This window comes from Vibrio rotiferianus, assembly GCF_002214395.1.
In the GTDB taxonomy this organism is placed as follows: Bacteria; Pseudomonadota; Gammaproteobacteria; order Enterobacterales; family Vibrionaceae; genus Vibrio; species Vibrio rotiferianus.
Map to the genome: position 1 here is coordinate 857,384 of NZ_CP018311.1, position 24,362 is coordinate 881,745.

The following is a 24,362-nucleotide window of genomic DNA, read 5'->3' on the forward strand; positions in this document are numbered from 1 at the left end:
AGTCGCTAGCTAAACCCAAGTAGCTTCCAGATGCAGTATTCAGAGCGTCGCCATTGGCTCAAGTTCAAGTAAAACAACACCGTGTTGTAGCGAGCTCTTACCAAGTTATTTGAAACCGTAATCGGAGCAATGACACGCTTCCAAAGGGTTCCCTTTGCAAATAATAAGGGCCTTGGTTTGCTTGCTTTTCTGCCGATTTTTTATTTAAGCCCGCGAGACGTTTAAATCGCACCTGGGTATACGATATAAAATAGCCCAGTTCTCAACTGGGCTAAGTGTTATTTACTCTAATCCTAAAGCTGAACGAGCGACGACAACTTATACTGCGACGTCTTCCTCTTCTAGATTGGCTGCAACTTTGATCTCGTACTGATTGAAGCTAAAAACGCAGCCTCCATGTGTGCGCTTCGTGATCACTTGCTCATCACCAAACTGAACCGTTACGCGCGTAAAAACTCGCTCAGTGGCTTCTACAACATTTTCTTCTAGCAGAACTTCGAAATCAGTTTCTAACGTATTGAGTTTAGATTTGACGTCTTCAAGATGCTTATTATTGCGCTCTTTTAGACCATCAATTTGAGCTTGCTCCTCATCCGTTCGTTCCGCTTTTGGGCGCTTCTTAAATTCAAGTTCCTTACGAATGACTTCCATCGTACCTTCTTGAGCGAGTTTGTATTCCTCTTTTAACGCGCTGATTTTTTCTTTGTATGCCGTGTAGCGAGCAAAGGCTTCCACTTTTGTAGCCGTATCCCCCTCTACACCAAGCTGCAAACATTTTACCTTATCGCCTACTTTTGCAACCCCACCACTTAAGGTTCCATTGCGCCCAGAAGCATCCAAGACGGTGAGATTATGGCCGCATTTAATATCATTATTCATGCTGTGTACGGCAAGCTCAATATCTTGGCCAGATTGAAGTTCACTAAACTGAGCGTAGTTAGCCTTGATCGACCCCTTGCTTTTGACATGGCAACTCTTGGGTTCACCATCGGGCACGGTATGACCAATAATGCCTTTACCTACTTCAATGTCACCTTGTGCTTGCACATCTGCCGACTCGATAAACCCACCGACGGTGACAGAGCCTGTCGCTTTTACGATCATACCAGACTCAATATCACCAGAAATAAACACATTTCCTTTAAACTTCACGTGCCCAGTATTAACACCAACGCCATTAAGACACAATGCATTGTCTACCTCGATGGTTTTTTCTTTGATCATTGGCATGCCGGAGACCGTTGCCAGCAACAAGTTAGGATCATGTTTTGCTATTTCAGTGCCTTTACCTGGCTTGATTGGGCTATCCTTACCTGCCTGTGGGGGGATTATTTTCCCTTGAACAGTAAATCCTGGCGTCCCTTTCGTTGCTGGAGTCCGACGCATAACCTCATCACCCGCATCAACCGTAATGGTTTCACCCAGATTTTTTAAATCAATCTTATCGCTGTCTGAATTAGCTTGCTTGGGCTTGAGTACACGCTTGGATATATCTTTAACTAACGGCGTAAATATGGCGTCTTTGCCTTTTATGGGCTGCTTACCAACCGCAACAGGTTGGACAAAAGTTTCCCCTGGCTTGAGTTGCGTGCTGACTACCATGACTTTCTTTAGCGCCAATTTATTGATGCCTTTAGATACCTTAGCATTTGCCAACGCTTGCACTATCTCGGGACCACGCAAGCCGCGACCTCCATGTGCGCCTACAACACACATACTCGCTAGCATGTCATTGTTGCTAAGTTCGACCGAGACTTCAGCATTACGTAATTCAGCAATGATGATGCCATCATAAGCTTCAGCTTTTCTCTCCCTAGCACAATTAATAAAGCGCACAACTTCGGCTTCATCGACAAACAACTTGCTTGCATCCATCTCAGCAAGTTGCTCAGGCAATTCCTTTTGATTTAGCTCACCACCCAGATCTACATCCCCGGGAATGTGAGCAATAATCTTCTTTTGGTCTTCAGACCATTTAAGACAGAGCTTCCACATATCAGCCACACCAGCTAAACATTTACTGCTTCAGTCTATCTAAAATCGTTTTTGGAACAAAACTCTCAACATCAAGAATCGGGCTCACATCACTAAAGGAGTGAACACTGATTTGTAAGCGTGTATTAAGGCCAGCAAACTATTATGAACTGCGTTTTACACTGTAAATCTCTTTACGATTTTTCCAACATCTTTGCATCGTTGCTCTTTTACATTATCTCTCATTGAGCTCAACGGTAATCGCCGTTGCAAAAACTTTTCATTTTAAGTTTACTTAAACTGGCTGTAATAAGTTGATAGGAGGTTCTTTCGGTTATAGCTCAAATGCTGATTTTCATTGCCGAGTCTAACCAAAGAATGGAGAAAATCAGTCTGCATAGCAGTTCAGTTCATCAAGGTTTATCGTAGCGGTGACATTCCAATCTGGTGCTTGGACCTCATGGCCGGAAGAAACATGCGATGATCTATTGTGGCAAGTTTTAATCTATTTTAAGTTAGGATCTGAAGATAATTTGTTTTTAACTGGTTTGATAGTTCAGAGCTGAGCGTAATGCACTTCGCCTATGTATTTAAAAGATGATAGCCATAGGCACCTAAGACTCTAATTCCGCATCGAACGAGTCTACAGCCCACTCCCCTTCCCTTTGAACATTACTTGCAAAGCGACTTACGAGCGAACTCTAACAGCATAGACTTGCGTACCGTTTTGACCATTCGATTAGTCCTTTCGGTCGTTTACACTGTAAATTTGGATCTGCATAAACGGCGAATTTTGGGGCCATCGCGATAGTAGGAGCCCTAAGTAGTTTGTTTGGATTTACAGTGTAAAATCAACGTTGCCAGTCGTCAGCAGTAGAGTACTCAAATATCGTTTACACTGTAAATTTAATAGCCCCCTTTACTTTACACTGTAAATTTTGCCAGCATAACTTGTAGCTCAGAACGAAGTGTCGACTCTATTTGTTTACGTCCCAATAGCCCGTATTGTCTTGCACACTGACTCCAGTCTTGATTTAACAGCAGCTTACTGATCATCAAATCAGACGCTTCACCGAGGCCATTTTGCCAAAGCCATTGTTGAAGCCATACAGAGACAGATTCAAAACTATTTCCTCCGCAAGCATAATGCTCGATCAGAGATAGCTTTGTTTGATTTAATGGAGATACTTCCATTGGCAGAAAAAACAAACTACGGATTAAAGAAGGTTCTAATCGAGGATAAATTGAAGAAGCGCTCAACGAAATGAGTTCTTCGAATAGAGCTTTGGCCTCCTCAATCCAGCCTTGATAAGGTTGGGGACGGCATTGACGAATCATCAAAAGTGAATAGCAACCACTTGCTGCATCACGCATAGTCCCGAGGCGAATGGCGTCAAAACCAGAACGTTGCCAGAACCGAATCAGCTCAGACGTCGCTCCAAAGCTGGTGGAAAGATAAGAGATATGAGATGGAGCATCCTCTTCCAGTTTTGCCAGCATCTGCTGGCCAATACCTTGTCCTTGAAACTCGGGATGAACAGCAATTCTCATCACACGAAGGGTAGAAAGCGCCCCAACTTCTGGATACCCGAGTTGATTAATAATGCTAACTGGAGCCAAATGCCCTTTGGGACGGCGTCTACCAAGTTGAATCTCTTTAACTAGGTTCTCATCAAGATTGCCCTCTTCCACTGTCATCATCACACCGACCACATCACTGTCATGTAGAGCAACGTAAATTTGGCTACATTCATCTTGCAATAGATGCAGTAAATCGCTAGGAGAAGTTTGATAGTGCGCATTAACCAATAGCGCGAAGCATGTATTCAACACGGAAGGATTAGAAATCAATTCTGATTTACGGAGATTGACCAATGCAATCTCGCCAATCTCAGCCACATTAATCGGTTCAAGCTCAGCATTCAAAAGAAACGCCTCATATAACCATGTCTCTAGTTTGTCATTGGCGCTCCAACGGATAGGTTGTTGAAGATGGAGACTCTTCATTCCCGGTCTTTGTTCTTTCAACCATTCAACAAACTTAAGCGTAAACCCTCGACCACACCCTTCATAGCCATGTATCGTGCTCGAAAAGACCAAACGATGATAATGTTCCGTGATTTGCTTGAGCATTGGCACAGGGATCGCTGCGGCTTCATCGATCAGCAGTAAATCACAATCTGGTAAAGAACAAAATAACTCGTCGGGGGCAATAAATTGGATGTACCCTTGCCCTGCTTCCAATCGGTCTTTCTTAACTCGTTGTGCGGTTGAAAGCAATCGCAAAGCATGCTGATAAACAGGTTCAACTGCTTTAATGTTTGGCGCAGTAACCAAAATACGCATTGGCTTTCGTTCAAGTAATTCCGCGCAAGCAATACCTAAAGCGCTGGTTTTACCTCGACCACGGTCAGCAGTCAGCACCAATGGACGCTTGCGATGTCCAGTTACAACTTTCTCAACCAAAGCTACCGCTTCTATTTGTTGCTCGAACTGGTTTTCCTTCGCACCAGATTGCACACTCGATAACTTCGGCAACGGACGGCTCTGGTCTATCACAGTTAGTTTTTGCCAATGCATTTGCATCCACAAATCAGCTTCGCTTGGATGCTCTGGTTTATTGGCGATAACAAGCAGCAATCCACCGCCAACCAAAGCACCAAGAGCAGCGGTAAAACTGTTGGCATCAACTCCGCTTCTCGCATCAAACAATAAAACATCGCACTCACGACCAAGCAGCATATTGCCTTGTTTGCCAGAGACACAAAAAGCCCCTTCAAGAGAGCAATCACCGACACAGAACCAGGTCTGATTCGATTGATGTTTGTAAAAGTCAGCAATTAGCGCATCTTGCCATTCGGGTTCACCATAGATAACCACGCCACGACGATGAAACGTATCATGAGATTGAGTTTGAAGTTGAGAAAGGAATTCAGATTGAGCGAGCATTAGGTATATCCGAGCATTAACGAGCATTAAACTGACGCCATGTTATCACATCTCGATGCATGGAGACTTTGCCCAATTACAGACATAAAAAAACCGCCCGAAGGCGGTTTCAAAGAAGAAGAGATTTACTTCATTTTGCTCTCAACGAAAGCTAGAATCTCGTCCATCAAGCTGTCGTCAACTTTCTTCAAGTTAAGAGCAAGGTTGTTACCTTTGCGGCTGTAGCTTGCACGACCTTTAACAAGGTCGACTTTTTCAGCTTTCTTAGTCGGCTTCGCAGGTGCTAATTCTACAATCCAACTTTCAATGCTTTCTGTCACGTCTTTAGTTAAGCGAGCCACGCCTTGAGCCGTGCTTCGCTGCCACAAGTAGCCTTCGGACGTGCGGCACTTATCCAATAGATTTCGCTGCTGTTCACCCGTCAATGACGAAAATTGCTTATGCAGTTTCACGATAGTTGGTCGACCTAAGTCACCTACATTTGGGTAAGCTTGCAATAGTTCTAGAGGCAGAGCAGCCGCTTTTAATGCACCGCTCACTAAGGCTTCACTACACTGGAACATTTTAGCTAGCGCTTTCTGGTCTTCTGCTTCACCGCTTTCGAGCTTCGCCTGCATCTCTTTACCTTTTTCGTAGAGAGACAGAGGTTTGTGCGCGTTCGCTACATCAGAAAGGAACTTAGCATGATCGGTATTGATACCATCAGCAACGTAAACCAAGAAGTCTTGTTCAGCCAAGATACAAGACATACGTCGACGGCTACCATCAAGAACTTCAATCTTTCCTTCTTGAGTACGACGACCAACCGCGGGATACTGCTGGCCACGCTCTTTCAATGTGACCAAAACATCCGACAGCGCATGTTCGTTTAAGAAGGACTGCTCACGTGCATTATCTGCAAATACCGTGGTATCTGATGCAACTTTATCTGCTGGGATACGAACCAATTCAAACTGAACTGTGTTCTCACCCGCAACGGCAAGTTCGATCGTTTGTGCTTTATCTTTTGCCGCCGTTTGCGCTTCTTGAGGTGTCGCAACACGACGCTTATTGGTTTTACCAAATAATTTCGCGTTTAATTCAGACGTTTTCAATGCCATTTATTCATTACCCCTGATTTAATGACGGCCAGTTAGAGTGCAGTACGCGCTCTAGTTCTAATGCACTCTTATGAACCGCATCTTGTGCCGTTGCGAGTGTTTTCTTACCACCTTCGAAGTCGCCTACGGTCAAGTCAAACACAGTGCTGTAGGTGTCAGCACAGGTTTCGAATGCTCGACTACGAGGAATGGTTGCCATCATAACTTGGTCACCCAAAAGATAGTTCATTTCAGTTAGAACAGAAACTTGCTTCTTATTGTCGTCTTCAAACATGGTTGGCATCAGACGGACAAACTCGAGACCATTCCAATCTTCAGGGAACATCTCATAAACCGTAGGTAGGTGTTGGAAGAAGTTTACTGTTGAAGCCCAATCAAGACGCTTAGCTGCACAAGGAATCAATAGCGCGTTTGAAGCAAACATTGCATTCCAAACCAGCGGGTCAACGTGTGGACCTGTATCAATCATAATCACGTCGAAATCATTCGCGATTTTATCAATCAACTGCTCTTTCAAAAGACGAACGATGTCTAGTGATGGGTCTTCAGACAGAGTCTGCCACGCTTCAGCGTTGAACATTGCATCTTCTGGGAACGCTGAAATTGACTTCAAGTTCGGGTATTGCGTCGGCAACAGCACGTTCTTATGTAGGAATTCACGATCGATTTCAACGCCGTCAGGAACGTTGCCAAGCATGATATCAACCGCTGAGTAGATGTTGTCGTGCTCAGCCACACTGATTTGTGGGTTCAAGAACAGACGCAGAGAGCCTTGAGGGTCAAGGTCAATCAAACAAATACGATAGCGTTTATCTAGGTTTAGTGCCAGACACGCCGCTAAGTGAACCGCTGTCATCGATTTACCCGTACCACCCTTTTGGTTTTGTACGTTGATGATCCAGGGTTTATTCTCAGAATTCTTTTTGCGTTCGTGGAATTTTGGCACTTCTGCCGCATCCATTAGCATGTGTGCTTCTTCAAGCGTAATTGAATAATGGTTGGCATTATTCTTTGTGAATTGATGACCTTCCGCTTCCATCTTACCGATAGCATCATCCAGCTTACGGCGAGTCAAACCTGAACGGGTTTCCATCATTGCCTTAGACATTGGTGGGAAGTAGTTGTCACTACGCTCTTCCAAAACAATCTCAATACGGTCAGCTTGAACTTGTTGCGTAAGTTCTGCTAACTCTTGGAGATTTTCAATTGTTGTTTCTCTTTTCATGCCAAATTCCGTTGGAAGGATATCTGCATTTTATTGTACAGCACTACAATCCAAAAACAACAAAAAGGTGCACAGACATTTTGAACAATCATCACACATAAAACACTAACAAACGACTGTTTTATGATTTCGTCATAAAAATATAACAAAAATTAATCGAATATTAGCGAATAAAGCGATTGATACTTGTGTGGTTTTAAAGTGTTACGACGTCACTTATTTACAATGTAAATATAACGTTTTACCGGAACGATTATAAAAAGGTACTAAATTACGGATAGTGCGAGATGAATCTAGTATTTGATGATGATTCAGCTTTTTTATTTAAAAACACAAAAAGAACCGCCTTGATCATGCGTCCAGTACGTTTAAGTATGTAAAAGGGCAATATTAAACGGAAGTATGATCAAGGGTTCTTCATGATCATACTTCCAGTAAGAACAGAAAATACGAAAGCATGATCAAGGAACTTATGTGTCCTTGCGCGCGACATATCAATTTTTCATTGCGATCAAATTACCGGAAAAATGATCAAGCGCGTTTTGACCTCGGAAGCATGACTTTTCACGGTCAATTTACGGCAGAATGCAGATAGACTGGGGGATTGCAACAAAATAAAGACGTAAAACGCGGAACGATGAAATCAAGCATCATACAAAATGTAGCAAAGACAATCATGATCATGCTTTCGACGAATCCTTAAGAAACCTTTGCAGGTAACAACATTCAAATGAAAAAGCCAAGTTTTCACCAATTGAACATTTTACGCTCAATATTGAGAACTGAACGATGAAATACCTCTCTCTTGATCATCGATCCGGAGACAAAATGAGTCCACACAAGCGATAGTTGCTATAGAGTTCTCTTGGATTGACTCGATCTTCTGTGGATAAGTTGTAGAAAGATGATGATCATCGTTTCATGAGTGTTTTGATCATCTTTTCAGTGATTTAATGATCATGCTTGCGACATTCTCTGATCATGCTTTCTGCATTTCGTTGATCATTGTTTCGATAAAAACATGATCATAGTTCCGAAGAGGCAACAAACAATAGCTAAATAAAACAGCAAGTTACAGAGATAAAAATCACCAGATCAATAGATCATATAATCAAATAAGATCAGTTTAATCAAAAAGATCAGTTATTTAAAAACAAAGATTTTTTCTTTATTTATGATCTGTTTTTCTTTATTCTTCGGAACCATAGCAAAACTACGGCTAGTGTGATCTGGATCTAAAATGACAGCTGATGAAAAAATTCTGATTAAAGCACCAAGAAGCCATAAGGATGGACATCTTTTTGAGGTACACGAATCTTCTGCAGATTGGGTAGAACAATACCAACATTTCAAAGGGGTGACTAAAAGTATCTTAGAACTGCTTAATCTAATTTCATTACGTGGATTCAGTAGCAAAGATGGCTTAGTTTCTACGACAGAAATTGTAGAGGCCACAGATGGTCAGCTGACACGTGCAGCATTACAGCAACGTTTACGTGCAGCTGTAGGTATTGGTTTATTTACGCAAACCCCTGTTCGCTTTGAAGAAGGCCTTGCTGGAAAAACCATGCTTCATAAGTTTGTCAATCCTAACCAACTGATTTCTGCCTTGGGAGCCACCAGCTTGGTAACGGAGAAAGTTCGTCAAAATGAGAAGCAAAAACGCTCTAAGGCATTGGCACAAACGCAAGTAAACAAACGCTTACTTAATGAGCATGGCCTTAACACACCACCCATGATGAAAGATGAAGCGGATCAATTTGTTGTCTCGCCAACTAACTGGGCCGGGATCATCGACCAAGCACTAGCACCGCCTCGTACTCGTAAAAGCTATCAGAAATCGATGGTGTCGATCTCTGGGACTAAAGCAGTGATTGAAACGCGATCGTCGAAAAACATCATGACGGTGGACGATCTGATGACGCTGTTTGCGTTGTTTACGCTTACTGTACAATACCATGATCACCATAAAGATCAGTACCACATGGAAGCAGCTCATGTGCCAAATAAAACGCCTTTGTACATTACTGATATCCTATCTTTACGTGGCAAGAAAGACAGCGGCCCCGCTCGGGATTCAATCCGCGACAGTATTGATCGTATTGAATTTACAGATTTTCAACTGCATGAACTGACTGGTCGCTGGCTAAGTGAGAACATGCCAGAAGGCTTTAAGAGTGATCGTTTTCGCTTCATTGCCCGAACCATTACCGCATCGGAAGAAGCGCCTGTTGAAGGTGCCGACGGCGAAATTCGAATTAAGCCAAACTTATACATCCTAGTGTGGGAACCATCGTTCTACGAAGAACTGCTGACACGTGATTATTTCTTCTTGTTCCCACCAGAAATTCTGAAGCAGCATACCTTGGTATTCCAGTTGTATTCGTTCTTCCGTAGTCGAATGGTACGAAGACACACCGATTGCATGTTGCTAAGTGAGTTAAATCAAAAACTTGCTCGTAACATTGAATGGCGAAGATTTTCTATGGATCTGATCCGAGAGTTGAAACTCTTGTCAGATGGTAAGGGAACGGAAGATCTTTTCGTCGTAAATCTTTGGGGATACCACTTAACGATCGAAACGATGATCCAAAGTGGAAAAGTCACGGATTACCAAATCGATATCAAATGCGATGTGGAAGAGGTGTTACGCTACTCTCGCGCCCGAACCACCAATGCAGGAAAGCGTAATATGGCGCCTACGCTGCCAAACCCACTTCGCAATGAGATGGTTACCCGACAGCAGTTAGACGAGCTCTCAGGTATCATAGACGGCGAATTTGAGCCTATTCAACGTAAGGCGCCTTCTCCACGGGGCAATTTGGGCCGCCGAGTAAAGCAGAAAAAGCATCTAGTAGAGATCAACGCAGATGAGATCACCATTACTCTATCCAAATACACCTCCCCAGAGGCGCTAGAACGCAGCATAACGGCTCTATCGGCAATGACAGGGCACTCCTATGCCTCAATTAAAGAAGAGTGTTCTGAGTTCATTGATAAGCTTGATTGGCTGAGAGTTGGAGAGGAACCACTTCCATACGAGACATTGAGTAAGACCGTTGAACTATATAATGGTCAAAATGATATCAAGCATCTCACTATTGAACGCTTGATTGCCGGTTTGGCGGTTCGTCGAAAAGTATGTAGGCAGGTGTTTGAAGGTCATGTGGATGAGATGGTAATTAGAGCGCTTGATGAAATGGCAATCTAATTGCCGGCATTAAAGTGTTATTTGAGCAATAAGTATGACTGATTGATTCTAAATGTAACAATGATTTTCGCTGATAGAATCCAGACTTAACTCTTACAAGGGGCTGACATTGCAGTGCAATTCAATGACTAATATCTATCTCGAATAGACAACCTTTTGTCCTTTCTGATGATTAATAGATTGGCTCATATTGTTACATTCATTCTGAATAGACTTCGCGAGTTTCCTTTTGGGGACTCGCTTTTTTTTGCCTAAAATTTGTCATTTTTAATATAGATTTCTTGTAATAGGCAATGCGGCATTTACTTTTCTATGGTTTTAAAACCTTAATATTTGGTTTTTTATGCAATATGTGGCTATTCATTGGAAATAAAATTCAAACTTATTTATAAATTGGCAGTTAGCTGACTTCTTATTGACAAAAGTGACACTAATGAGCGTAATCTTTGTCTCGTAGATTCCAATGTCTACCATTTCATGAAAAGTAGAAGCTGCCTCCAACAGCTACTGCGCTTAGAGAGAGGGTTCTCCAAGCCCTCTCTTTACTCTATCTTCGATTTTCTTTAGCCATATTATGCTTTTCATTCCAACCCAAATAAGCCATCAATTTTACGTGCGCCTTAATAAGTGAAGTCGCATTAGTTCCCCATAACGTTTGTTCAGTTTGCTGATTGCAAAACTCTAGCGACAGTACGGTGACATGCTGTAGCCGTTTTAAGCACCAATCTTTAATTAAAACATCAGTCATTGCATCACAAGCCGTATGCTCTAAATTAGCGCTAATGTACTGCAATGTTTGAAATGCTTTATATGGGTCCTGATGCCTGGCATGTTGAAACACTCTAAGCCCACCATCTAACCAACAGGCGATGGCTTTACTCTGTTCATCAGTTAGCTCTGGGCCAAACACCGAGACAGGTGCTTGATATAAGATCGCTTCTAAGGTTTCTACTTGATCATACTTCCGGTTTTCATACCAACCTGAAATCTGATCTTGCCAGGTCATTAAGTCCATTAAGCTGCCTCAGTCCATTGTTTTACAAAGTGGTTTGGCCCAATTTGATCGTAGTCTTCTACCACAATACTGCTGCGACTTCGGATCTCATCGGCATCTATGGAATAGTTTGGTTCACTTTCTACTAGGTTGCCAAATGGAAGATCAGGATCCGGCACTGCCGAGATCAATAACTTAGTGTATGGGTGTTGAGGGTTCTTTAGGATCGCTTGCGTATCCCCCCACTCTACGATCTGTCCCTTGTACATTACGGCGGTTTCTTCAGCGATGTAATGTGCTGTTGCGAGGTCATGAGTGATGTATAAGAAACCGATACCCAGCTCTTGCTTCATACGTTGCATTAGATTCAATACACCCAAACGAATCGAAACATCCAGCATCGATGTCGGTTCATCAGCAAGAATGAGCTGCGAACCAACTGCAAGCGCGCGTGCTAGATTGACGCGTTGACGTTGACCGCCACTAAGTTCATGGGGGAACTTGTTCAGAGTTTCCTCTGGCAGCTCGACTAAATCCAGCAGATCTAGCAGCTTAGCTGGGATTTCTTTGTCACTCTTCACTTGCTTATGAATCTTCAGTGGGCGAGTTAAGTGATGACGAATGGTATGGGTTGGATTCAAAGAGCCAAACGGGTCTTGGAATACCATTTGAACCTTACTGCGGTAGTCCTGGATTTCAGCGCGAGCAGTAATGTCGTTGATGTTTTTTCCGTTAAAAAGGATCTCGCCATCACTGGCTGGATACACCTTGGTAATTAATCGCGCACACGTACTCTTCCCGCAGCCAGATTCGCCCACTAGCGCGAGCGTTTTACCTGCATAAAGATCAAAGCTCACGCCTTGAAGCGCGCGGAAGGTTTCTTCTTTGGCAAAGCCACCACCGACTTTGAATTCTTTGATCACATTTTTCATTTGGATGATCGGTTCACTCATGCTGGCGCTCCTTCAGTTTGCGGCTGTTTATGCACATCGTGGATATTCGGGAATGAAGCCCAAAGTTTTTGGGTGTATTCGTGTTGAGGGTGGTTACGGATTTCGTAGGAGCCGTTTACTTCGACAATCTTGCCATGCCGCATAATCGCAATGCGGTCGCACAATTGGCTCATTAGCGCTAAGTCGTGAGTGATGAAGAGTACCGAGAAACCAAATTCATCACGTAGCTGATAAATTTGCTGCAAAATCTCGCGTTGTACTACTACATCGAGAGCGGTAGTAGGTTCATCCATAATGATCAGTTTGGGATTGAGAGAAAGGGCAATCGCAATCACCAATCGCTGACGCATACCACCAGAGAACTGGTGTGGATACTCGCCCAAGCGGTTTCGGGGGATATTGACGAGATCGAGAAGCTTCTCGGCACGGTCCTTCGCTTGCTCGTTGGTTAACCCTTGATGGTGACGTAATACGTCGGCAAATTGCTCCTGAACCGTGAGTACTGGATTTAGCGAGTTCATGGCACTTTGGAATACCATGGCAATCTCGCTCCAGCGTAGCGTATTTAGCTCACTATCAGGTAGGCGAAGGATATCTTTGCCTTCAAATAGAATTTGTCCACCAGAGATAAACGCGGGCGGCTTGTGTAGACGGTTGATAGAGAAAGCAATGGTACTTTTTCCACAGCCAGATTCGCCAGCGAGACCAAATATCTCACCTTTGCCAATATCAAAGCTCACCGATTTAACAGCATTGAAGTCGCCATTATCGGTGATGTAATCCACGCATAAATCTCTGATCTGAATGACGGGATCAGAGTGGAATGCCTGGCTCAGGTTAAGTTCACTCATCATTACACCTTACTAATACAAAAGATAATTATTATCATTATCAGGTGTATGAGGTTTACGAAAGATAAAACCGTCTAATCAGTGAAGTGACTCGAAAGTTGAGTGTAATAAAAAGATTTCTTTCCGTTATGGAAGTGTGAACTTGTGAGGGAAAAATGAGAGCTGGATCAGCTTACTTTTCGTAGGGGGAATTCTTCAAATCTAATCGCTATAAACGTGGTTTGCAAAAACTAAATGATGAATCTATTAACGAGTTGATGAAAGGTCGAAAGGGGTCACATTTCCCCACAGTTTTTCTTACCTCAGCGGTAGGGGTTTGCTATAGATTAGCCATCGAAAACATGGTGTGTTCGGAGGAAATATGTCCATTAATTCTATCGACCATGAAGAGATGAGCAACATCGCTCACAAGTGGGAACTCCCAGAAGAAGAATCCGTTGTGAGACCTGAGAAAACTGTGAAGTCTGCCGAAGCAAGACGTCGTATTGAAGCACTTCGTGAAATCCGTGAAAGCGGCTTAAGCATCGAAGAAGCAAGGGAACTTGGCTTAATTCACTAATTCTCACACTGCGGAATAAAACCTTGGGGTAGTCATAAGGCTGCCCTTTTCATTTTCTGATTTACACCAAGTTGTTTGACTTTCTTATCCTGCGTTACTAAACATTATATCAATAGCGATATGCTTTTTGTTGACTATTGAATAGCAATGTCAGGAGTACGATTATGGTTGATCAGATCCTTTTTTATGAACCCGATGAATCTCACGGTTTCCTCTCCAACTTTTGCCAAGTTCCGATCAAAGTCTCTACCCAATTTTGGCCCACCAGCGAACATTATTATCAAGCTCAGAAGTTCAGCGACCCCGAACTAAAAAATAAGATTCTCATTGCTAAAAGTCCCGATGAAGCCTTTGCTTTAAGCCGCAAACATCAGCACTTAGTGCGTGAAGATTGGGATGAAGACAAGCTCTCTGTGATGGCGTTTATCGTACGTGAGAAGTTTCTGCAAAACCCTCAGCTTGCTAAAAAGTTGATGCAGACAGGGAGTGCATGTCTAACAGAGCATTCGCACAAAGATGCCTTTTGGGGCGACGGCGGTGATGGTTCCGGTCAGAATCATTTAGGTGAGATTTTAATGAACGTACGTGCTGAACTTAAACACCGAGAACCTTACAACTTGGTTCGCTTTGTCGATAGAGCCAAACTGCCCACTCAATGGGGGACATTTGTTATGCATGGCTTTATCGAGAATGCGACAGGAAAAGAGCATCTTGCGTTGGTGTATGGTGAGCCCTCAAAAAGAGAAGCGCCACTGATTCGTTTGCACTCAGAATGTTTAACCGGTGATGCGCTGTTCAGTACGCGTTGTGATTGTGGTTTTCAGCTTAATCGTGCATTGCAAAATATTGCGGAAGAAGGCTGCGGTGTGCTGCTCTATCTTCGTCAAGAGGGCAGGGGGATTGGCTTAATCAACAAGATTCGTGCGTATCATCTTCAAGATGAAGGTGCTGACACTGTTGAAGCCAATGAGCGTCTTGGCTTTGCTGCCGATATGCGTGATTACGCGTTTTGTAAGGGGATGCTGGAGCATCTTGGAATCGATGAAGTGCGTTTGATGACTAACAATCCACGTAAGCTTGCAGCGCTGAAGAAGGTGAGCATCAACGTAGTTGAGCGAGTGCCATTACAAGAAGGCAATAACCCCAATAACCAGCACTACTTACAAACCAAAGCCAACAAGCTCGGCCACATGTTCGACCCTAAGTTTGTAGAACAAGATTAATTGCTGAAACTATATAAAAATAAAACCGCCAGCTTATCCAAGCTGGCGGTTTTTTCATGACTGGTTGGGTGTGAACGACTAGATGTATTTTTTGATGATATCGTCGATTTTCCCCGAACTTTTTAGTTCAGCCAAGCGCTTATTGATAAAGCTCTGTACTTTTGGATTCATCTTTGGAGAGAAAGCTAAATAGATAGGGTAGTCTGGAATCACAGCACTGAAAGATTGAATTTGGAAGTTTTCCATTGGCAGCTCTAAACGTTTTATGTTGTACACCACGCGCGATTCCATTTCGACAAACGCGGTATCGCCAGGGGTTCGTTGCAGAACGCGATATGCGGCGTTGTAGTCTTTGACGCGCATTTCATTGACGGTACCGTTTTCAAAGAAAGGGCTCAAGTTCGGGTAATCAAAGCCAAGCAGCAGCACAATTGAACGACCTTGCATGTGCTGCATGTCGCTGAATTTGAAGGGGGCTTTGCTGCTAGAAACCAGTACATGCTTTACAGTGTAAATAGGAAGTGTAGACAGATTTTCAGACTGAACTTTACCCCAATTCGGGCTACCGTAAGTTACCCAGTTTTCTTCTCCTCCCGCTTCGAGCACTGAAATCATTCGCTTGAAAGGGTAAGTATGGTATTTCACGTCATAATCGGATTCAGCAAAGATGGCATTGATGATATCGGTTACGATGCCTGAATGCTGCTTACCTTGTTGTTCTATTTGGAATGGTCGGGCTTGATCAGCGATGACGTAATAATTCACTTTACTTGCCACCGAATGTGTACTTATTGCTAAAAAACTTAAGCTTAATGTACGTAAGAGTCCTTTCATTCTCACCTCGATTATTGTCGTGACCTGACTATATTTATAGTAGCGCAAGTTTAAGGAATCGATTTCATATGGATGCAAAAGAGCGAGTTCAACCCAGAGTCAGCATCGGGAATCAATTGATGTTGGCGATTTTTGCGTTGAGTTTAATCTTTACCATGATCAGCTCTTTCATCAGTTTATATCGTGATTTCAACGATGATCTTGTTCGTCTAGATACCCAGCTTGAACAAGTGAAAACCAGCTACCTATCCAGTTTTTCTGCCAGTTTGTGGGTCGAAGATCGTGAGCTGTTACGCACTCAGGCAGAAGGGGTCATGCGTTTGCCCTCGGTGGATTATTTAAGAATTGCGACGCCAGATGAAGTGATCTTCGAACTAGGCACTGCTTTGACTGAAGATCGGATCGAGCGACAATGGCCATTGCAATATGACACAGGGGTAAAAACGTATGATCTTGCTCAAGTGACGGTGCAATCTGATCTCAGCCCGATCTACCAAGGATTATGGCAAACCTTCTTTTTTCTCGTGATCGCGGAAGCGATCAAGATCTTTTTACTCATCCTAGGTGTTTTATGGGTCACGTTTCGTTTGATGGTGAAACCATTGCAGTTGCTTTCTGGCGCGGTGAGTGATTTCAGCGGTGGCCATGTACCAAGCAAGGTGCAGCTTCCTAAGCGTTGGTTTCTCGACGAAGTGGGTTTGTTAGAATGCAAATACAACCGCAGTGTTGAGCGTGTTAGTGAGCACCAAGTAGAAATCGAAGCTGCGCGCGACAAAGCCGAAATCGCAAACCGTAAGAAGAGCGAATTCCTTGCCACTATGAGTCATGAGATTCGTACACCAATGAATGGAATTATCGGTGTTGCCTCTTTACTCAGTGATACCAAGCTTGATGAACAACAAAAAGACTTGGTCTCCATTATCAACAGCTCGTCAAACTCGCTGATGGTAATCATCGACGACATACTCGACTTCTCCAAAATCGAGGCGGGCAAGATTGAACTGGAAAGCACGGTTTATAGCCTACTCGATTTGTTGCAGGAGGTTGGACGCCTTCACACTGTCAAAGCCCAACAGAAGGGGCTACAACTGGTTTGCGATATCGATCCTAAGTTACCGCTAGAAGTCGAAGGGGATGTTGGCAGACTTAAACAAGTGTTGAGCAACCTGCTCAGTAACGCGGTAAAGTTCACTGAGCGCGGGCACGTTAAGTTGATGGTGTCACAAGTGAGCCGAGAAGAGGGGGTTGCGAGCGTGTGTTTTCGAGTGGTGGACTCTGGTATAGGCATCGCCAAAGAAAATCAACAAGCGGTATTTGAGAAGTTCCAACAAGCAGATGGTAGTACCACGCGTAAATACGGAGGCACAGGTCTTGGTTTAGCGATTTGTAGCAGTTTAGTTGAAGTCATGGGGGGGAATATTCGCCTGACCAGTGAACCCGGCCTAGGAAGCTGTTTTGAATTCACCATTCCACTCAATATCGTCAGTGACAAGCTGATCGCCTCCAATACGATTAATGTCCTTGAGTTTCCAAAAGGTGACACCAATACCTCTGAAAATACTGAGCTAAAGCCTGACAGTGGAAAACCATGGGTACTGGTGGTTGAAGATACTGAGGTCAATCAGAAAGTAGTGCGTATTATGTTGGAGAAGCTCGGTATGCAAGTTCGAGTAGCTGAACACGGTGAGGAAGCACTTAGACTGTGCCAAGAGCATCAATTCGATCTGATTCTGATGGACTGCCAAATGCCAGTGATGGATGGTTTTGTTGCTACAGAGAACATTCGCAAGATGGGCGTTTGGGGTAAGCAAGTACCGATTGTTGCTTTGAGTGCGAACGTTATCAAAGAAGATCAGCGTCGATGTTTTGCTATTGGGATGAATGAATTTGTTGCTAAACCAGTGACAAAAGAACGCTTGAAGCAAATTTTTGAGCAATACCTGCCGGAATCATTGCAAACGCGATCCAACCCCAAACATGCAACTTGAAATTGATCAAGTAAAGTGTGTTTCACTTCTTAAATGCTAAATCTGTGTGTTATAGTGCGCGGCTAGTATTTAAGTACCTTGAGGCTGTACATGTCGTTCAATCTATCCCTATTGCCGCCTGACGAGAAAAACAAAATCGAACTTGATAAGCAAGCGTCGTTTTTAGTTTGGAAGCTTAAAGAGGCGAAATCTGGTCCTGAGGTAATAGAAGAACAGTTGTCTAAGATTAACGATGCTGATGAGAAAGTGTTTTTTCAACAGGCAGTCGATAAGTACAAACGAGTGATGGGTGTCGCGTAGAGCGGAACGTGGCTATGGTGCAAATCACAGCGGCGAATGAGGTATTCTCCCCATTTCTTTGCAGAGTGAAAAGGTAAAATTCTTCACTCTTTGCTAAAATCCTTCGCATTAAATTTGAATTTAGAGAGACATCCCGATGGGAAGAAGTTTTGAAGTGCGCAAAGCCTCTATGGCGAAAACTGCAGGCGCAAAAATTAAAGTTTATTCCAAATACGGTAAAGAAATTTACATGTGCGCGAAAAACGGTGGTGGTGATCCAGACATGAACTTGTCTCTGAAGCACCTGATCGCAAAAGCGAAAAAAGACCAAGTTCCTGCACACGTTATCGATAAAGCGATCGACAAAGCGAACGGCGGCGGTGGTGAAGACTACACACCAGCACGTTACGAAGGCTTTGGCCCTGGCGGCACAAGCGTGATCGTAGACTGTCTAACAGACAACGGTAACCGTACATTCCAAGACGTTCGCCAATGCTTTGTTAAAGTGGGTGCGAAAATTGGTGTTGAAGGTTCTGTTTCTCACATGTTCGATCACCAAGCGGTATTCCAATTCAAAGGCGAAGATGATGAAATCATCCTAGAAACGCTAATGATGGAAGACGTGGACGTTACTGACGTTGAGCTAGAAGACGGTGTTATCACTGTATTCGCACCTCATACTGAGTTCTTCAAAACAAAAACTGCGCTTAACGGTGCATTCCCAGATCTAACGATCGACGTTGAAGAAATCACATTTGTTCCTCAAACTCACACGCCAGTTGCGGGTGAAGATGCAGAGAAATTCCAGAAGTTCCTAGATCTTCTAGACGACTGTGACGACGTTCAACAGGTATACCACAACGGCGAACTATAATTCGGTTTTCCAGTTGTAAAAAAGGCTTCCCGAGGGAAGCCTTTTTTGATCGTATAGTTTGCCTGTTTTATTGTGACTAGCGTTTAGGTGTTTCGGTACTTGGAATAACACAGTGACATGATCACGCCAAAACAGATACCTTGGGTTAGCATCGCCGTACCACCGTAGCTAAAGAACGGCAATGGGCTCCCCATAACCGGCAATAAGCCACTTACCATGCCTGTGTTGATGAAGGCGTAAAGGAAGAAGCTCATCGCCAATGCACCGCTCACTAAACGACTGAAAAAGTGCTCAGATTGGCACGCCAGCAGCATTACACGTGCGGTAATGAACAAGTACAATCCCAACAACACCACACAGCCAATAAAGCCCCATTCTTCTGCATAGGTCGAAAAGATAAAGTCGGTATGGCTTTCTGGAATAAAGCCTAGCGTGCCTTGAGTCGCATTCATCCACCCTTTGCCCTTCATGCCGCCAGAGCCAATCGCAATCAATGATTGAATGATTTGGTAGCCTGAACCCAGAGGGTCCGACTCAGGATCTAGGAACTGGGTGACACGGCTTTTTTGATACGACTCCATGACAAAGAACCAGAGTATTGGAGCTAGTGTAAGGACGCTCACTAAAAATCCACCAATTATCTTCCAGCTCATGCCTGCAAAAAACAGAACGAATAGCGTGTAAATGACGGTGAAGATCGCCCCATCTAGATCTGGTTGTAACGCGATCAATCCTGCAGGAATAAAAGTGATCAACAGACAGAAGGCGATTTTTCTAAAGTCTGGACGTCCACCTTCAATATGTAGCATCCATGCAATCATAATAGGGATCGAAAGCTTAATTAGCTCAGAGGGCTGAAAACGAAAGAAGCCAATATCGAGCCAGCGCTGTGACCCATTAGTACTATCACCAAACAAGGCAACGGCAGCCAAAAGAGAAACGGCAATGACATATAAATATGGTGCTGAGCGTTGATAACTGGACGCAGGAATCGACGACATCACCAAAATACACACCAGCGTCAAACCGCATCGAGCGAGGTGTTTATATAGCATAGCTTCATTGAATCCACTGGCACTCCATAGAGTGAGCGAACTCAACAGCATGATCGGAATGATCGCCATCAAAAGTGGCAAGTCAATCCTAGGGAAGAAACGCTTGTTCATCTTCTATAACCTAAAAACGCCCCAAGTGGGGCGAAAACAACCAGAACTCAGCGAGCTCAAACTATTCCGATGCTAAGAATCCAATTTGGAAATAACAGACACTACGCAAGGGTGTGCAAGAGAGGAGTGTGCGACGCCGCCTGTTATGGGTAAGCTGACCTGGAAAGCTGTGGGATGGATAAATACACCAGGCTGAGGTTTTACGCCACACTTTTTATAAGGTTGAAATGGAAATTGGTACAGACAGCGCAATGAAATGAGCGCGATAAGAACAAGAGTCGCCTTAAGTATTGAACACTTAAGGCGATGGCGTGATTACGCTTGGGCTTTGTCTGCTTTATGCGTGAAATGGTACAGCGCCCAAAGCACAAACAAAGTCACGGCGAGCTCCCAAGCTCTAAGGAAGGTGCTTTCCAAGCCTAACTCGTTACTGGTCATGTAGAGTTGAATCGGCAACATGGTCGCCAATAACGCATCGGCATGGACGTCTTTGGCTGGGCCTTTCGCTTTTGCCATTGATGCGGTGATCATAAAAGCAAGCAGACCTAATACGATGGTGTAGTAACCGAATGTGGATTGATGCCCTGCCATCAACAAGGTGAACACTACCGCTAATGCACAGCCACCCACTTGAGTTTGAAAACGGCGGTCAACCACGTCGATAAAGCTTTTGTGTGTGGTTTGCGTTGCGGCGGCAATCACAGGTACCAAACAAAACGTTGCTGAGATGATGTCGACAATCATCAAGAACGCCACACCAAGACCAATCAACGAGAGTGAAATCGCTCGGTTCTCAAACGTAACAGGCTCTTCTTCAAATACTGGAGGCTTGCCGCCACGTTCAACAGGAAACAGAGTCACCATGGTTTTTGCGACGATCATGGTAATCAGCATCGACAGCAAGATTTCATGAATGCGCATTGGCATGTCCATGGTGGTATGCTGAGCAAACACCACAATCAGAATCCAGTTGAAGGTTGGCATTAGCATCTGACCTTTCTTCGGCGGCGTGGTCGCTCTGCGGCGCATAAAGTCGAAGAAGAACAAGCTAATGGTCCACACCACAAACGGATGCTGTGAAAACACTTCGGTCACCACCAGCGCTGCACTTGCTGCTAATAGCGTAGGTAGCAAGGTGCGAAGCAGACCAAGCCAAGAGTAGTCTTTGTTCTTGGTCATGATGATGGTTGGGTACAGCGCCAGATAAACTGGAGAATCAAGGTTCAGCAGTTTGCCCAGCACCATACAAATTGTCACAGTAAGGGCAACACGCAGTGCTTCATTGCGCTCAGAACGACTTTGAAACGGGCTTTCGAAGGTCCACATGGTTCACCTCCTAGTAGATGTAGCGGAACATCGCCACCAAGTGAATCCAAGCCGAGCTAATGACATCCATAACAGGGTTGCCGCTTTCAACGATCACACTCGCTCGTGAACCAGAAATCATCGAAGGATCCAGCTCGTGAACCGTAATGCGTGTACGCACTTTCTGTTGTTCACGGATCCAACGAGTATCATTGGTCACGCTAGAAAGCTGTCCATTAGCATTGTTGGTATCGTAAATCGCACGCTCTTGGCTGCTGACTTCACCAGTAAATACTTTGCCCGGTAGCGCATCGAAGGACACCAACACTTCGCGACCATTAATTAGCTTATCAATGCCTTTTTCGTTGAAGTCTGCACTGATCCACGCATGAGCTTCGTCCACCAGCATCAATGACGCTGTGCCTTGTGTAATGTAGCTGCCTGATTGCAATTGCAAGTTAGTTACCACGCCTTCGGTTTGCGCCACGATTTGGGTGTGGCTTAAATCCAGCTCCGCACTGGCGAGTTTTGCTTCTGCTAGCTCAATCGCTGCCGTACGGTCTTGAGTAGAAAGCTCTGCCTCAATGCGTTTCACTTCCGCGTTTGCCGCTTCCACCGCGCTACTGGCGACTTGTGTATTGGTGATCGCGTCATCAAGCTCTTGCTCGGTTGCCAGCCCTTTGTTGCGCAGTTTCTGGTTACGCGTCAGTTTTTGCTTCGCGTTGTGGTATTCGAACTCGCGTTGGCTTTGGGTTTGTTTCGCTGCTGCCAATTGTTGCCATTTTGCGGAATCTGATTCGCGTGCTTGGCGCAGTTCGGCTTTCGCTTGTGCCACTTTCAATTGGTAGCTGCTGGCATCGATAGCAAACAGTGGCTGACCCTTTTCAACCAATTCACCGTTATTCACCATCACATCCGTAATCACGCCAGATACCTCCGGCGCAATGGTTGCGACATTACGATGCAGCGTCGCTTGGGTGGTGAAGGGAGAAACATTGTCTGAGGTGACTAAAAAAGCGGAGAACAAAGCTGCCGCTGAAAAAACAGTGTATATCGCGTATTTATAAATATTTTCTTTCACGTCTGTACCTAGTATTCATTCGTTATTACGCGCCGCATTCACGGCATATTCGGGTCTCTTTTCTACGTGGGCTAGGTTATACTCATCTAAAATTGGAAAAAATAACAAATAGAAGAAGTATGAATTCCATATTTGGAAACGTTGATGATCTGTACCTGTTTTGCTCAGTGGTTGAGCAAGGCTCTTTGCTCGCGGCATCGAAAAAGCTCGAACTGCCGGTCTCTACTATGTCTCGTCGTTTATCGGCGCTGGAAGCGCGTCTAGGGCTGAGATTGCTGGAGAAGAAAGGCCGTGAGTTGGTGGCAACCGAGACAGGCTTACAGGCGTTTGATCAGCTCAGCAGTGCGATGGCGCAGATTGAATCCGGCATCTTGCAGCTCAACCAGCAAAGCCAACAAGTCGAAGGGCGAATTCGATTGGTGATGCCAAGCCGCTTCTACAATGACTTGGTCGACAAGGTGGTTGAGGATTACATCAAAACCTATCCAAAAGTGACCATTGATCTTCTGCTTAGCCAAGTGAATTCGATTCCAGAAACCGATCGTGATCTGGTGGTGACATTCGAATTGGATGGGTTAGACGACATGATCGCTCGCCCGTTGTTTAAAGCGGAACATGCCTTTTTTGTTAGCCCAGAGTACTTAGCGCAAGCGGGCGGCAGCATTGAAAGCTTAGAGGATTTAGCCAAGCAAGATTGGGTAGCCAGCACGCACACTACACAAGTGCCTATCTACCAACAAGACAAGCTGGTGGACATGCTCAATTGCAAGCCGCGCTTAGTGGTCAATGACATAACCGCAGTGATTAAAGCCGTGGAGAACGGTTTAGGAATTGCGTCAATCCCTTTACGCCACGTTAAGCCTGAATTGAATCTGGTGCAGGTCGCGCAGTCCTACAGCCGCGGGGATCGTCAAGCCTATTTGGTTTATCGTCAACGCAACTACCAGCCTAAGGCACTCAGCTTAATGATAGAGGCGATATTACAGGCAGCCGAAATGCAAAACCATTCATCCTCTCTCAATACCATTCACTCCATATAACTGCCATTGGTCGCATGCAAAAGCAGCGTGCGATCTTCTTCCTTAATCTGAAACCATCTAATCACGTTCAATTAAGGACAGTACATGATGGTTTCTCAATCTCGCTCAATCAAAGCTCTTAAACTGGCAAGTACGCTTATCGCCGCATTTGCGCTCAGCAGCAATCTGGCTCTGGCTAACCCAAGCGAGCGCACACTCAGTCAATTCAACCAAGCGGCGCAAGGTGATTCTGGCTTAGTTGATACTGTTTACGGCGAATTATCCAAACAACTCGAAGAGCAGGGCGCAACGCCATTGACCTTGGTGTATTTAGGCAGTGCTGAAACGTTGCAAGGTCGTGAGGCGTTTATGCCTTGGAACAAGATGAAGTTCACCGAGCGCGGTCTTGCCACAATCCAAAAAGGTTTGGATTTAATGGCGAATCAGCCAGTACCACTGCAAGAGCAACAACGCTTACAAGGTTTGCCGGAATACCAACTAGCCACCGCTATGGCAGCCACCACATTTACTTCTCTACCTGACATGTTCAATCACTTTGAGCGTGGCTACGAGCTGTACCTTTCATTGCTCGATGAGCCGAGTTTTAGCCAACAACCTTTCGCGGCAACGTCTTGGATTTATCGCTACGCCATTGAAGCAGCACTACGAGCTGAAGATGTTCAACAAGCCAAAACATGGTTAGCGCAAATGGAGCAATTGGGTGACAGCAATTTAGAAACGCAAACCGCGAAAGCGCTGCTAGCGAAATATTAGGGA

General features: G+C 44.5%; 19 protein-coding genes. 8 read left to right on the top strand and 11 right to left on the bottom strand.

All coding sequences use genetic code 11. The features are described from left to right. Window positions 1-318 precede the first annotated feature (318 nt). From BSZ04_RS04005 to BSZ04_RS04020, 4 genes are all read right to left on the bottom strand, one after another. Window positions 319-1,995, bottom strand: coding sequence for a DUF342 domain-containing protein (locus tag BSZ04_RS04005; RefSeq protein WP_088879619.1), 1,677 nt, complete (start codon window positions 1,993-1,995; stop codon window positions 319-321). Window positions 1,996-2,898: 903 nt separating this feature from the next. After that, the gene (locus BSZ04_RS04010) at window positions 2,899-4,923 is read right to left on the bottom strand and encodes a GNAT family N-acetyltransferase (RefSeq protein ID WP_088879620.1); all 2,025 of its coding nucleotides are present in this window, start codon (window positions 4,921-4,923) and stop codon (window positions 2,899-2,901) included. A 125-nt stretch (window positions 4,924-5,048) separates the two neighbouring features. Further along, a complete protein-coding gene (locus BSZ04_RS04015) occupies window positions 5,049-6,023 on the bottom strand; it encodes a ParB/RepB/Spo0J family partition protein (RefSeq protein ID WP_088879621.1) in 975 nt (324 codons plus the stop codon). Between the two features lie 7 nt (window positions 6,024-6,030). After that, entirely contained in the window at window positions 6,031-7,248 is a 1,218-nt protein-coding gene (locus tag BSZ04_RS04020) for an AAA family ATPase (protein WP_010453700.1), read from the bottom strand. Between the two features lie 1,240 nt (window positions 7,249-8,488). Here BSZ04_RS04020 and BSZ04_RS04025 point away from each other — a divergent pair. Further along, complete coding sequence (locus BSZ04_RS04025) at window positions 8,489-10,459, top strand: replication initiator protein RctB domain-containing protein (RefSeq protein ID WP_088879622.1); 1,971 nt, start codon at window positions 8,489-8,491, stop codon at window positions 10,457-10,459. 547 nt (window positions 10,460-11,006) lie between these two features. Here the strand turns inward: BSZ04_RS04025 and BSZ04_RS04030 are convergent. Genes BSZ04_RS04030 through BSZ04_RS04040 form a run of 3 tightly spaced genes read right to left on the bottom strand, consistent with a single transcriptional unit; the run spans window position 11,007 to window position 13,257 of the window. Further along, entirely contained in the window at window positions 11,007-11,474 is a 468-nt protein-coding gene (locus tag BSZ04_RS04030) for a transcriptional regulator (protein WP_088879623.1), read from the bottom strand. Further along, complete coding sequence (locus tag BSZ04_RS04035) at window positions 11,474-12,406, bottom strand: ATP-binding cassette domain-containing protein (RefSeq protein WP_088879624.1); 933 nt, start codon at window positions 12,404-12,406, stop codon at window positions 11,474-11,476. Before BSZ04_RS04035 ends, BSZ04_RS04030 begins: the two co-directional genes overlap by 1 nt. Further along, window positions 12,403-13,257 carry an ABC transporter ATP-binding protein gene (locus tag BSZ04_RS04040; RefSeq protein WP_088879625.1) on the bottom strand — a complete coding sequence of 285 codons (855 nt, stop codon included), beginning with the start codon at window positions 13,255-13,257 and terminating at the stop codon, window positions 12,403-12,405. The genes BSZ04_RS04035 and BSZ04_RS04040 overlap by 4 nt, the downstream gene beginning before the upstream one ends. Window positions 13,258-13,618: 361 nt before the next feature. Here BSZ04_RS04040 and BSZ04_RS04045 point away from each other — a divergent pair, with 361 nt between their 5' ends. Continuing rightward, the gene (locus BSZ04_RS04045; protein WP_010453691.1) at window positions 13,619-13,816 is read left to right on the top strand and encodes a PA3496 family putative envelope integrity protein; all 198 of its coding nucleotides are present in this window, start codon (window positions 13,619-13,621) and stop codon (window positions 13,814-13,816) included. A 164-nt stretch (window positions 13,817-13,980) separates the two neighbouring features. Next, window positions 13,981-15,039, top strand: coding sequence for a GTP cyclohydrolase II (gene ribA / locus BSZ04_RS04050; RefSeq protein ID WP_083388942.1), 1,059 nt, complete (start codon window positions 13,981-13,983; stop codon window positions 15,037-15,039). A 78-nt stretch (window positions 15,040-15,117) separates the two neighbouring features. On the opposite strand, the gene BSZ04_RS04055 is transcribed toward ribA, so the two are convergent. Beyond that, window positions 15,118-15,873 carry a substrate-binding periplasmic protein gene (locus BSZ04_RS04055; RefSeq protein ID WP_088879626.1) on the bottom strand — a complete coding sequence of 252 codons (756 nt, stop codon included), beginning with the start codon at window positions 15,871-15,873 and terminating at the stop codon, window positions 15,118-15,120. A gap of 68 nt (window positions 15,874-15,941) precedes the next feature. On the opposite strand from BSZ04_RS04055, the gene BSZ04_RS04060 reads away from it, so the two are divergent. From BSZ04_RS04060 to BSZ04_RS04070, 3 genes are all read left to right on the top strand, one after another. Beyond that, window positions 15,942-17,861 carry an ATP-binding protein gene (locus BSZ04_RS04060; protein ID WP_088879627.1) on the top strand — a complete coding sequence of 640 codons (1,920 nt, stop codon included), beginning with the start codon at window positions 15,942-15,944 and terminating at the stop codon, window positions 17,859-17,861. A gap of 90 nt (window positions 17,862-17,951) precedes the next feature. Further along, complete coding sequence (locus BSZ04_RS04065) at window positions 17,952-18,161, top strand: DUF3283 family protein (RefSeq protein ID WP_005428896.1); 210 nt, start codon at window positions 17,952-17,954, stop codon at window positions 18,159-18,161. Between the two features lie 136 nt (window positions 18,162-18,297). Further along, window positions 18,298-19,014: a YebC/PmpR family DNA-binding transcriptional regulator gene (locus tag BSZ04_RS04070; RefSeq protein ID WP_005428886.1), complete on the top strand. Its 717-nt coding sequence runs from the start codon at window positions 18,298-18,300 to the stop codon at window positions 19,012-19,014. 83 nt (window positions 19,015-19,097) lie between these two features. On the opposite strand, the gene rodA is transcribed toward BSZ04_RS04070, so the two are convergent. The 3 genes from rodA to BSZ04_RS04085 form a co-directional block, all read right to left on the bottom strand. Then, window positions 19,098-20,180 (bottom strand): rod shape-determining protein RodA, encoded by a 1,083-nt coding sequence (gene rodA, locus BSZ04_RS04075; protein ID WP_010453683.1) that lies wholly within the window; start codon window positions 20,178-20,180, stop codon window positions 19,098-19,100. Window positions 20,181-20,495: 315 nt separating this feature from the next. Beyond that, window positions 20,496-21,506: a DUF2955 domain-containing protein gene (locus tag BSZ04_RS04080; RefSeq protein WP_088879628.1), complete on the bottom strand. Its 1,011-nt coding sequence runs from the start codon at window positions 21,504-21,506 to the stop codon at window positions 20,496-20,498. Window positions 21,507-21,516: 10 nt separating this feature from the next. Next, the gene (locus BSZ04_RS04085) at window positions 21,517-22,566 is read right to left on the bottom strand and encodes an HlyD family secretion protein (RefSeq protein ID WP_088879629.1); all 1,050 of its coding nucleotides are present in this window, start codon (window positions 22,564-22,566) and stop codon (window positions 21,517-21,519) included. Window positions 22,567-22,685: 119 nt separating this feature from the next. On the opposite strand from BSZ04_RS04085, the gene BSZ04_RS04090 reads away from it, so the two are divergent. Continuing rightward, window positions 22,686-23,606 carry a LysR family transcriptional regulator gene (locus BSZ04_RS04090; protein ID WP_088879630.1) on the top strand — a complete coding sequence of 307 codons (921 nt, stop codon included), beginning with the start codon at window positions 22,686-22,688 and terminating at the stop codon, window positions 23,604-23,606. 84 nt (window positions 23,607-23,690) lie between these two features. After that, on the top strand, window positions 23,691-24,359 hold the full coding sequence (locus BSZ04_RS04095) for a hypothetical protein (RefSeq protein ID WP_088879631.1): 669 nt from the start codon (window positions 23,691-23,693) through the stop codon (window positions 24,357-24,359). Window positions 24,360-24,362: the final 3 nt, after the last annotated feature.

What these genes read in the sequence shown, in the direction of transcription:
- BSZ04_RS04080 (WP_088879628.1), bottom strand. Translation starts at nt 21,506, where the DNA reads ATGTGGACCTTCGAAAGCCCGTTTCAAAGTCGTTCTGAGCGCAATGAA.
- BSZ04_RS04065 (WP_005428896.1), top strand. Translation starts at nt 17,952, where the DNA reads ATGTCGTTCAATCTATCCCTATTGCCGCCTGACGAGAAAAACAAAATC.
- ribA (WP_083388942.1), top strand. Translation starts at nt 13,981, where the DNA reads ATGGTTGATCAGATCCTTTTTTATGAACCCGATGAATCTCACGGTTTC.
- BSZ04_RS04035 (WP_088879624.1), bottom strand. Translation starts at nt 12,406, where the DNA reads ATGAGTGAACCGATCATCCAAATGAAAAATGTGATCAAAGAATTCAAA.
- BSZ04_RS04030 (WP_088879623.1), bottom strand. Translation starts at nt 11,474, where the DNA reads ATGGACTTAATGACCTGGCAAGATCAGATTTCAGGTTGGTATGAAAAC.
- BSZ04_RS04015 (WP_088879621.1), bottom strand. Translation starts at nt 6,023, where the DNA reads ATGGCATTGAAAACGTCTGAATTAAACGCGAAATTATTTGGTAAAACC.
- BSZ04_RS04045 (WP_010453691.1), top strand. Translation starts at nt 13,619, where the DNA reads ATGTCCATTAATTCTATCGACCATGAAGAGATGAGCAACATCGCTCAC.
- BSZ04_RS04060 (WP_088879627.1), top strand. Translation starts at nt 15,942, where the DNA reads ATGGATGCAAAAGAGCGAGTTCAACCCAGAGTCAGCATCGGGAATCAA.
- BSZ04_RS04020 (WP_010453700.1), bottom strand. Translation starts at nt 7,248, where the DNA reads ATGAAAAGAGAAACAACAATTGAAAATCTCCAAGAGTTAGCAGAACTT.
- BSZ04_RS04010 (WP_088879620.1), bottom strand. Translation starts at nt 4,923, where the DNA reads ATGCTCGCTCAATCTGAATTCCTTTCTCAACTTCAAACTCAATCTCAT.
- BSZ04_RS04070 (WP_005428886.1), top strand. Translation starts at nt 18,298, where the DNA reads ATGGGAAGAAGTTTTGAAGTGCGCAAAGCCTCTATGGCGAAAACTGCA.
- BSZ04_RS04095 (WP_088879631.1), top strand. Translation starts at nt 23,691, where the DNA reads ATGATGGTTTCTCAATCTCGCTCAATCAAAGCTCTTAAACTGGCAAGT.
- BSZ04_RS04090 (WP_088879630.1), top strand. Translation starts at nt 22,686, where the DNA reads ATGAATTCCATATTTGGAAACGTTGATGATCTGTACCTGTTTTGCTCA.
- rodA (WP_010453683.1), bottom strand. Translation starts at nt 20,180, where the DNA reads ATGAACAAGCGTTTCTTCCCTAGGATTGACTTGCCACTTTTGATGGCG.
- BSZ04_RS04025 (WP_088879622.1), top strand. Translation starts at nt 8,489, where the DNA reads ATGACAGCTGATGAAAAAATTCTGATTAAAGCACCAAGAAGCCATAAG.
- BSZ04_RS04005 (WP_088879619.1), bottom strand. Translation starts at nt 1,995, where the DNA reads ATGTGGAAGCTCTGTCTTAAATGGTCTGAAGACCAAAAGAAGATTATT.
- BSZ04_RS04055 (WP_088879626.1), bottom strand. Translation starts at nt 15,873, where the DNA reads ATGAAAGGACTCTTACGTACATTAAGCTTAAGTTTTTTAGCAATAAGT.
- BSZ04_RS04040 (WP_088879625.1), bottom strand. Translation starts at nt 13,257, where the DNA reads ATGAGTGAACTTAACCTGAGCCAGGCATTCCACTCTGATCCCGTCATT.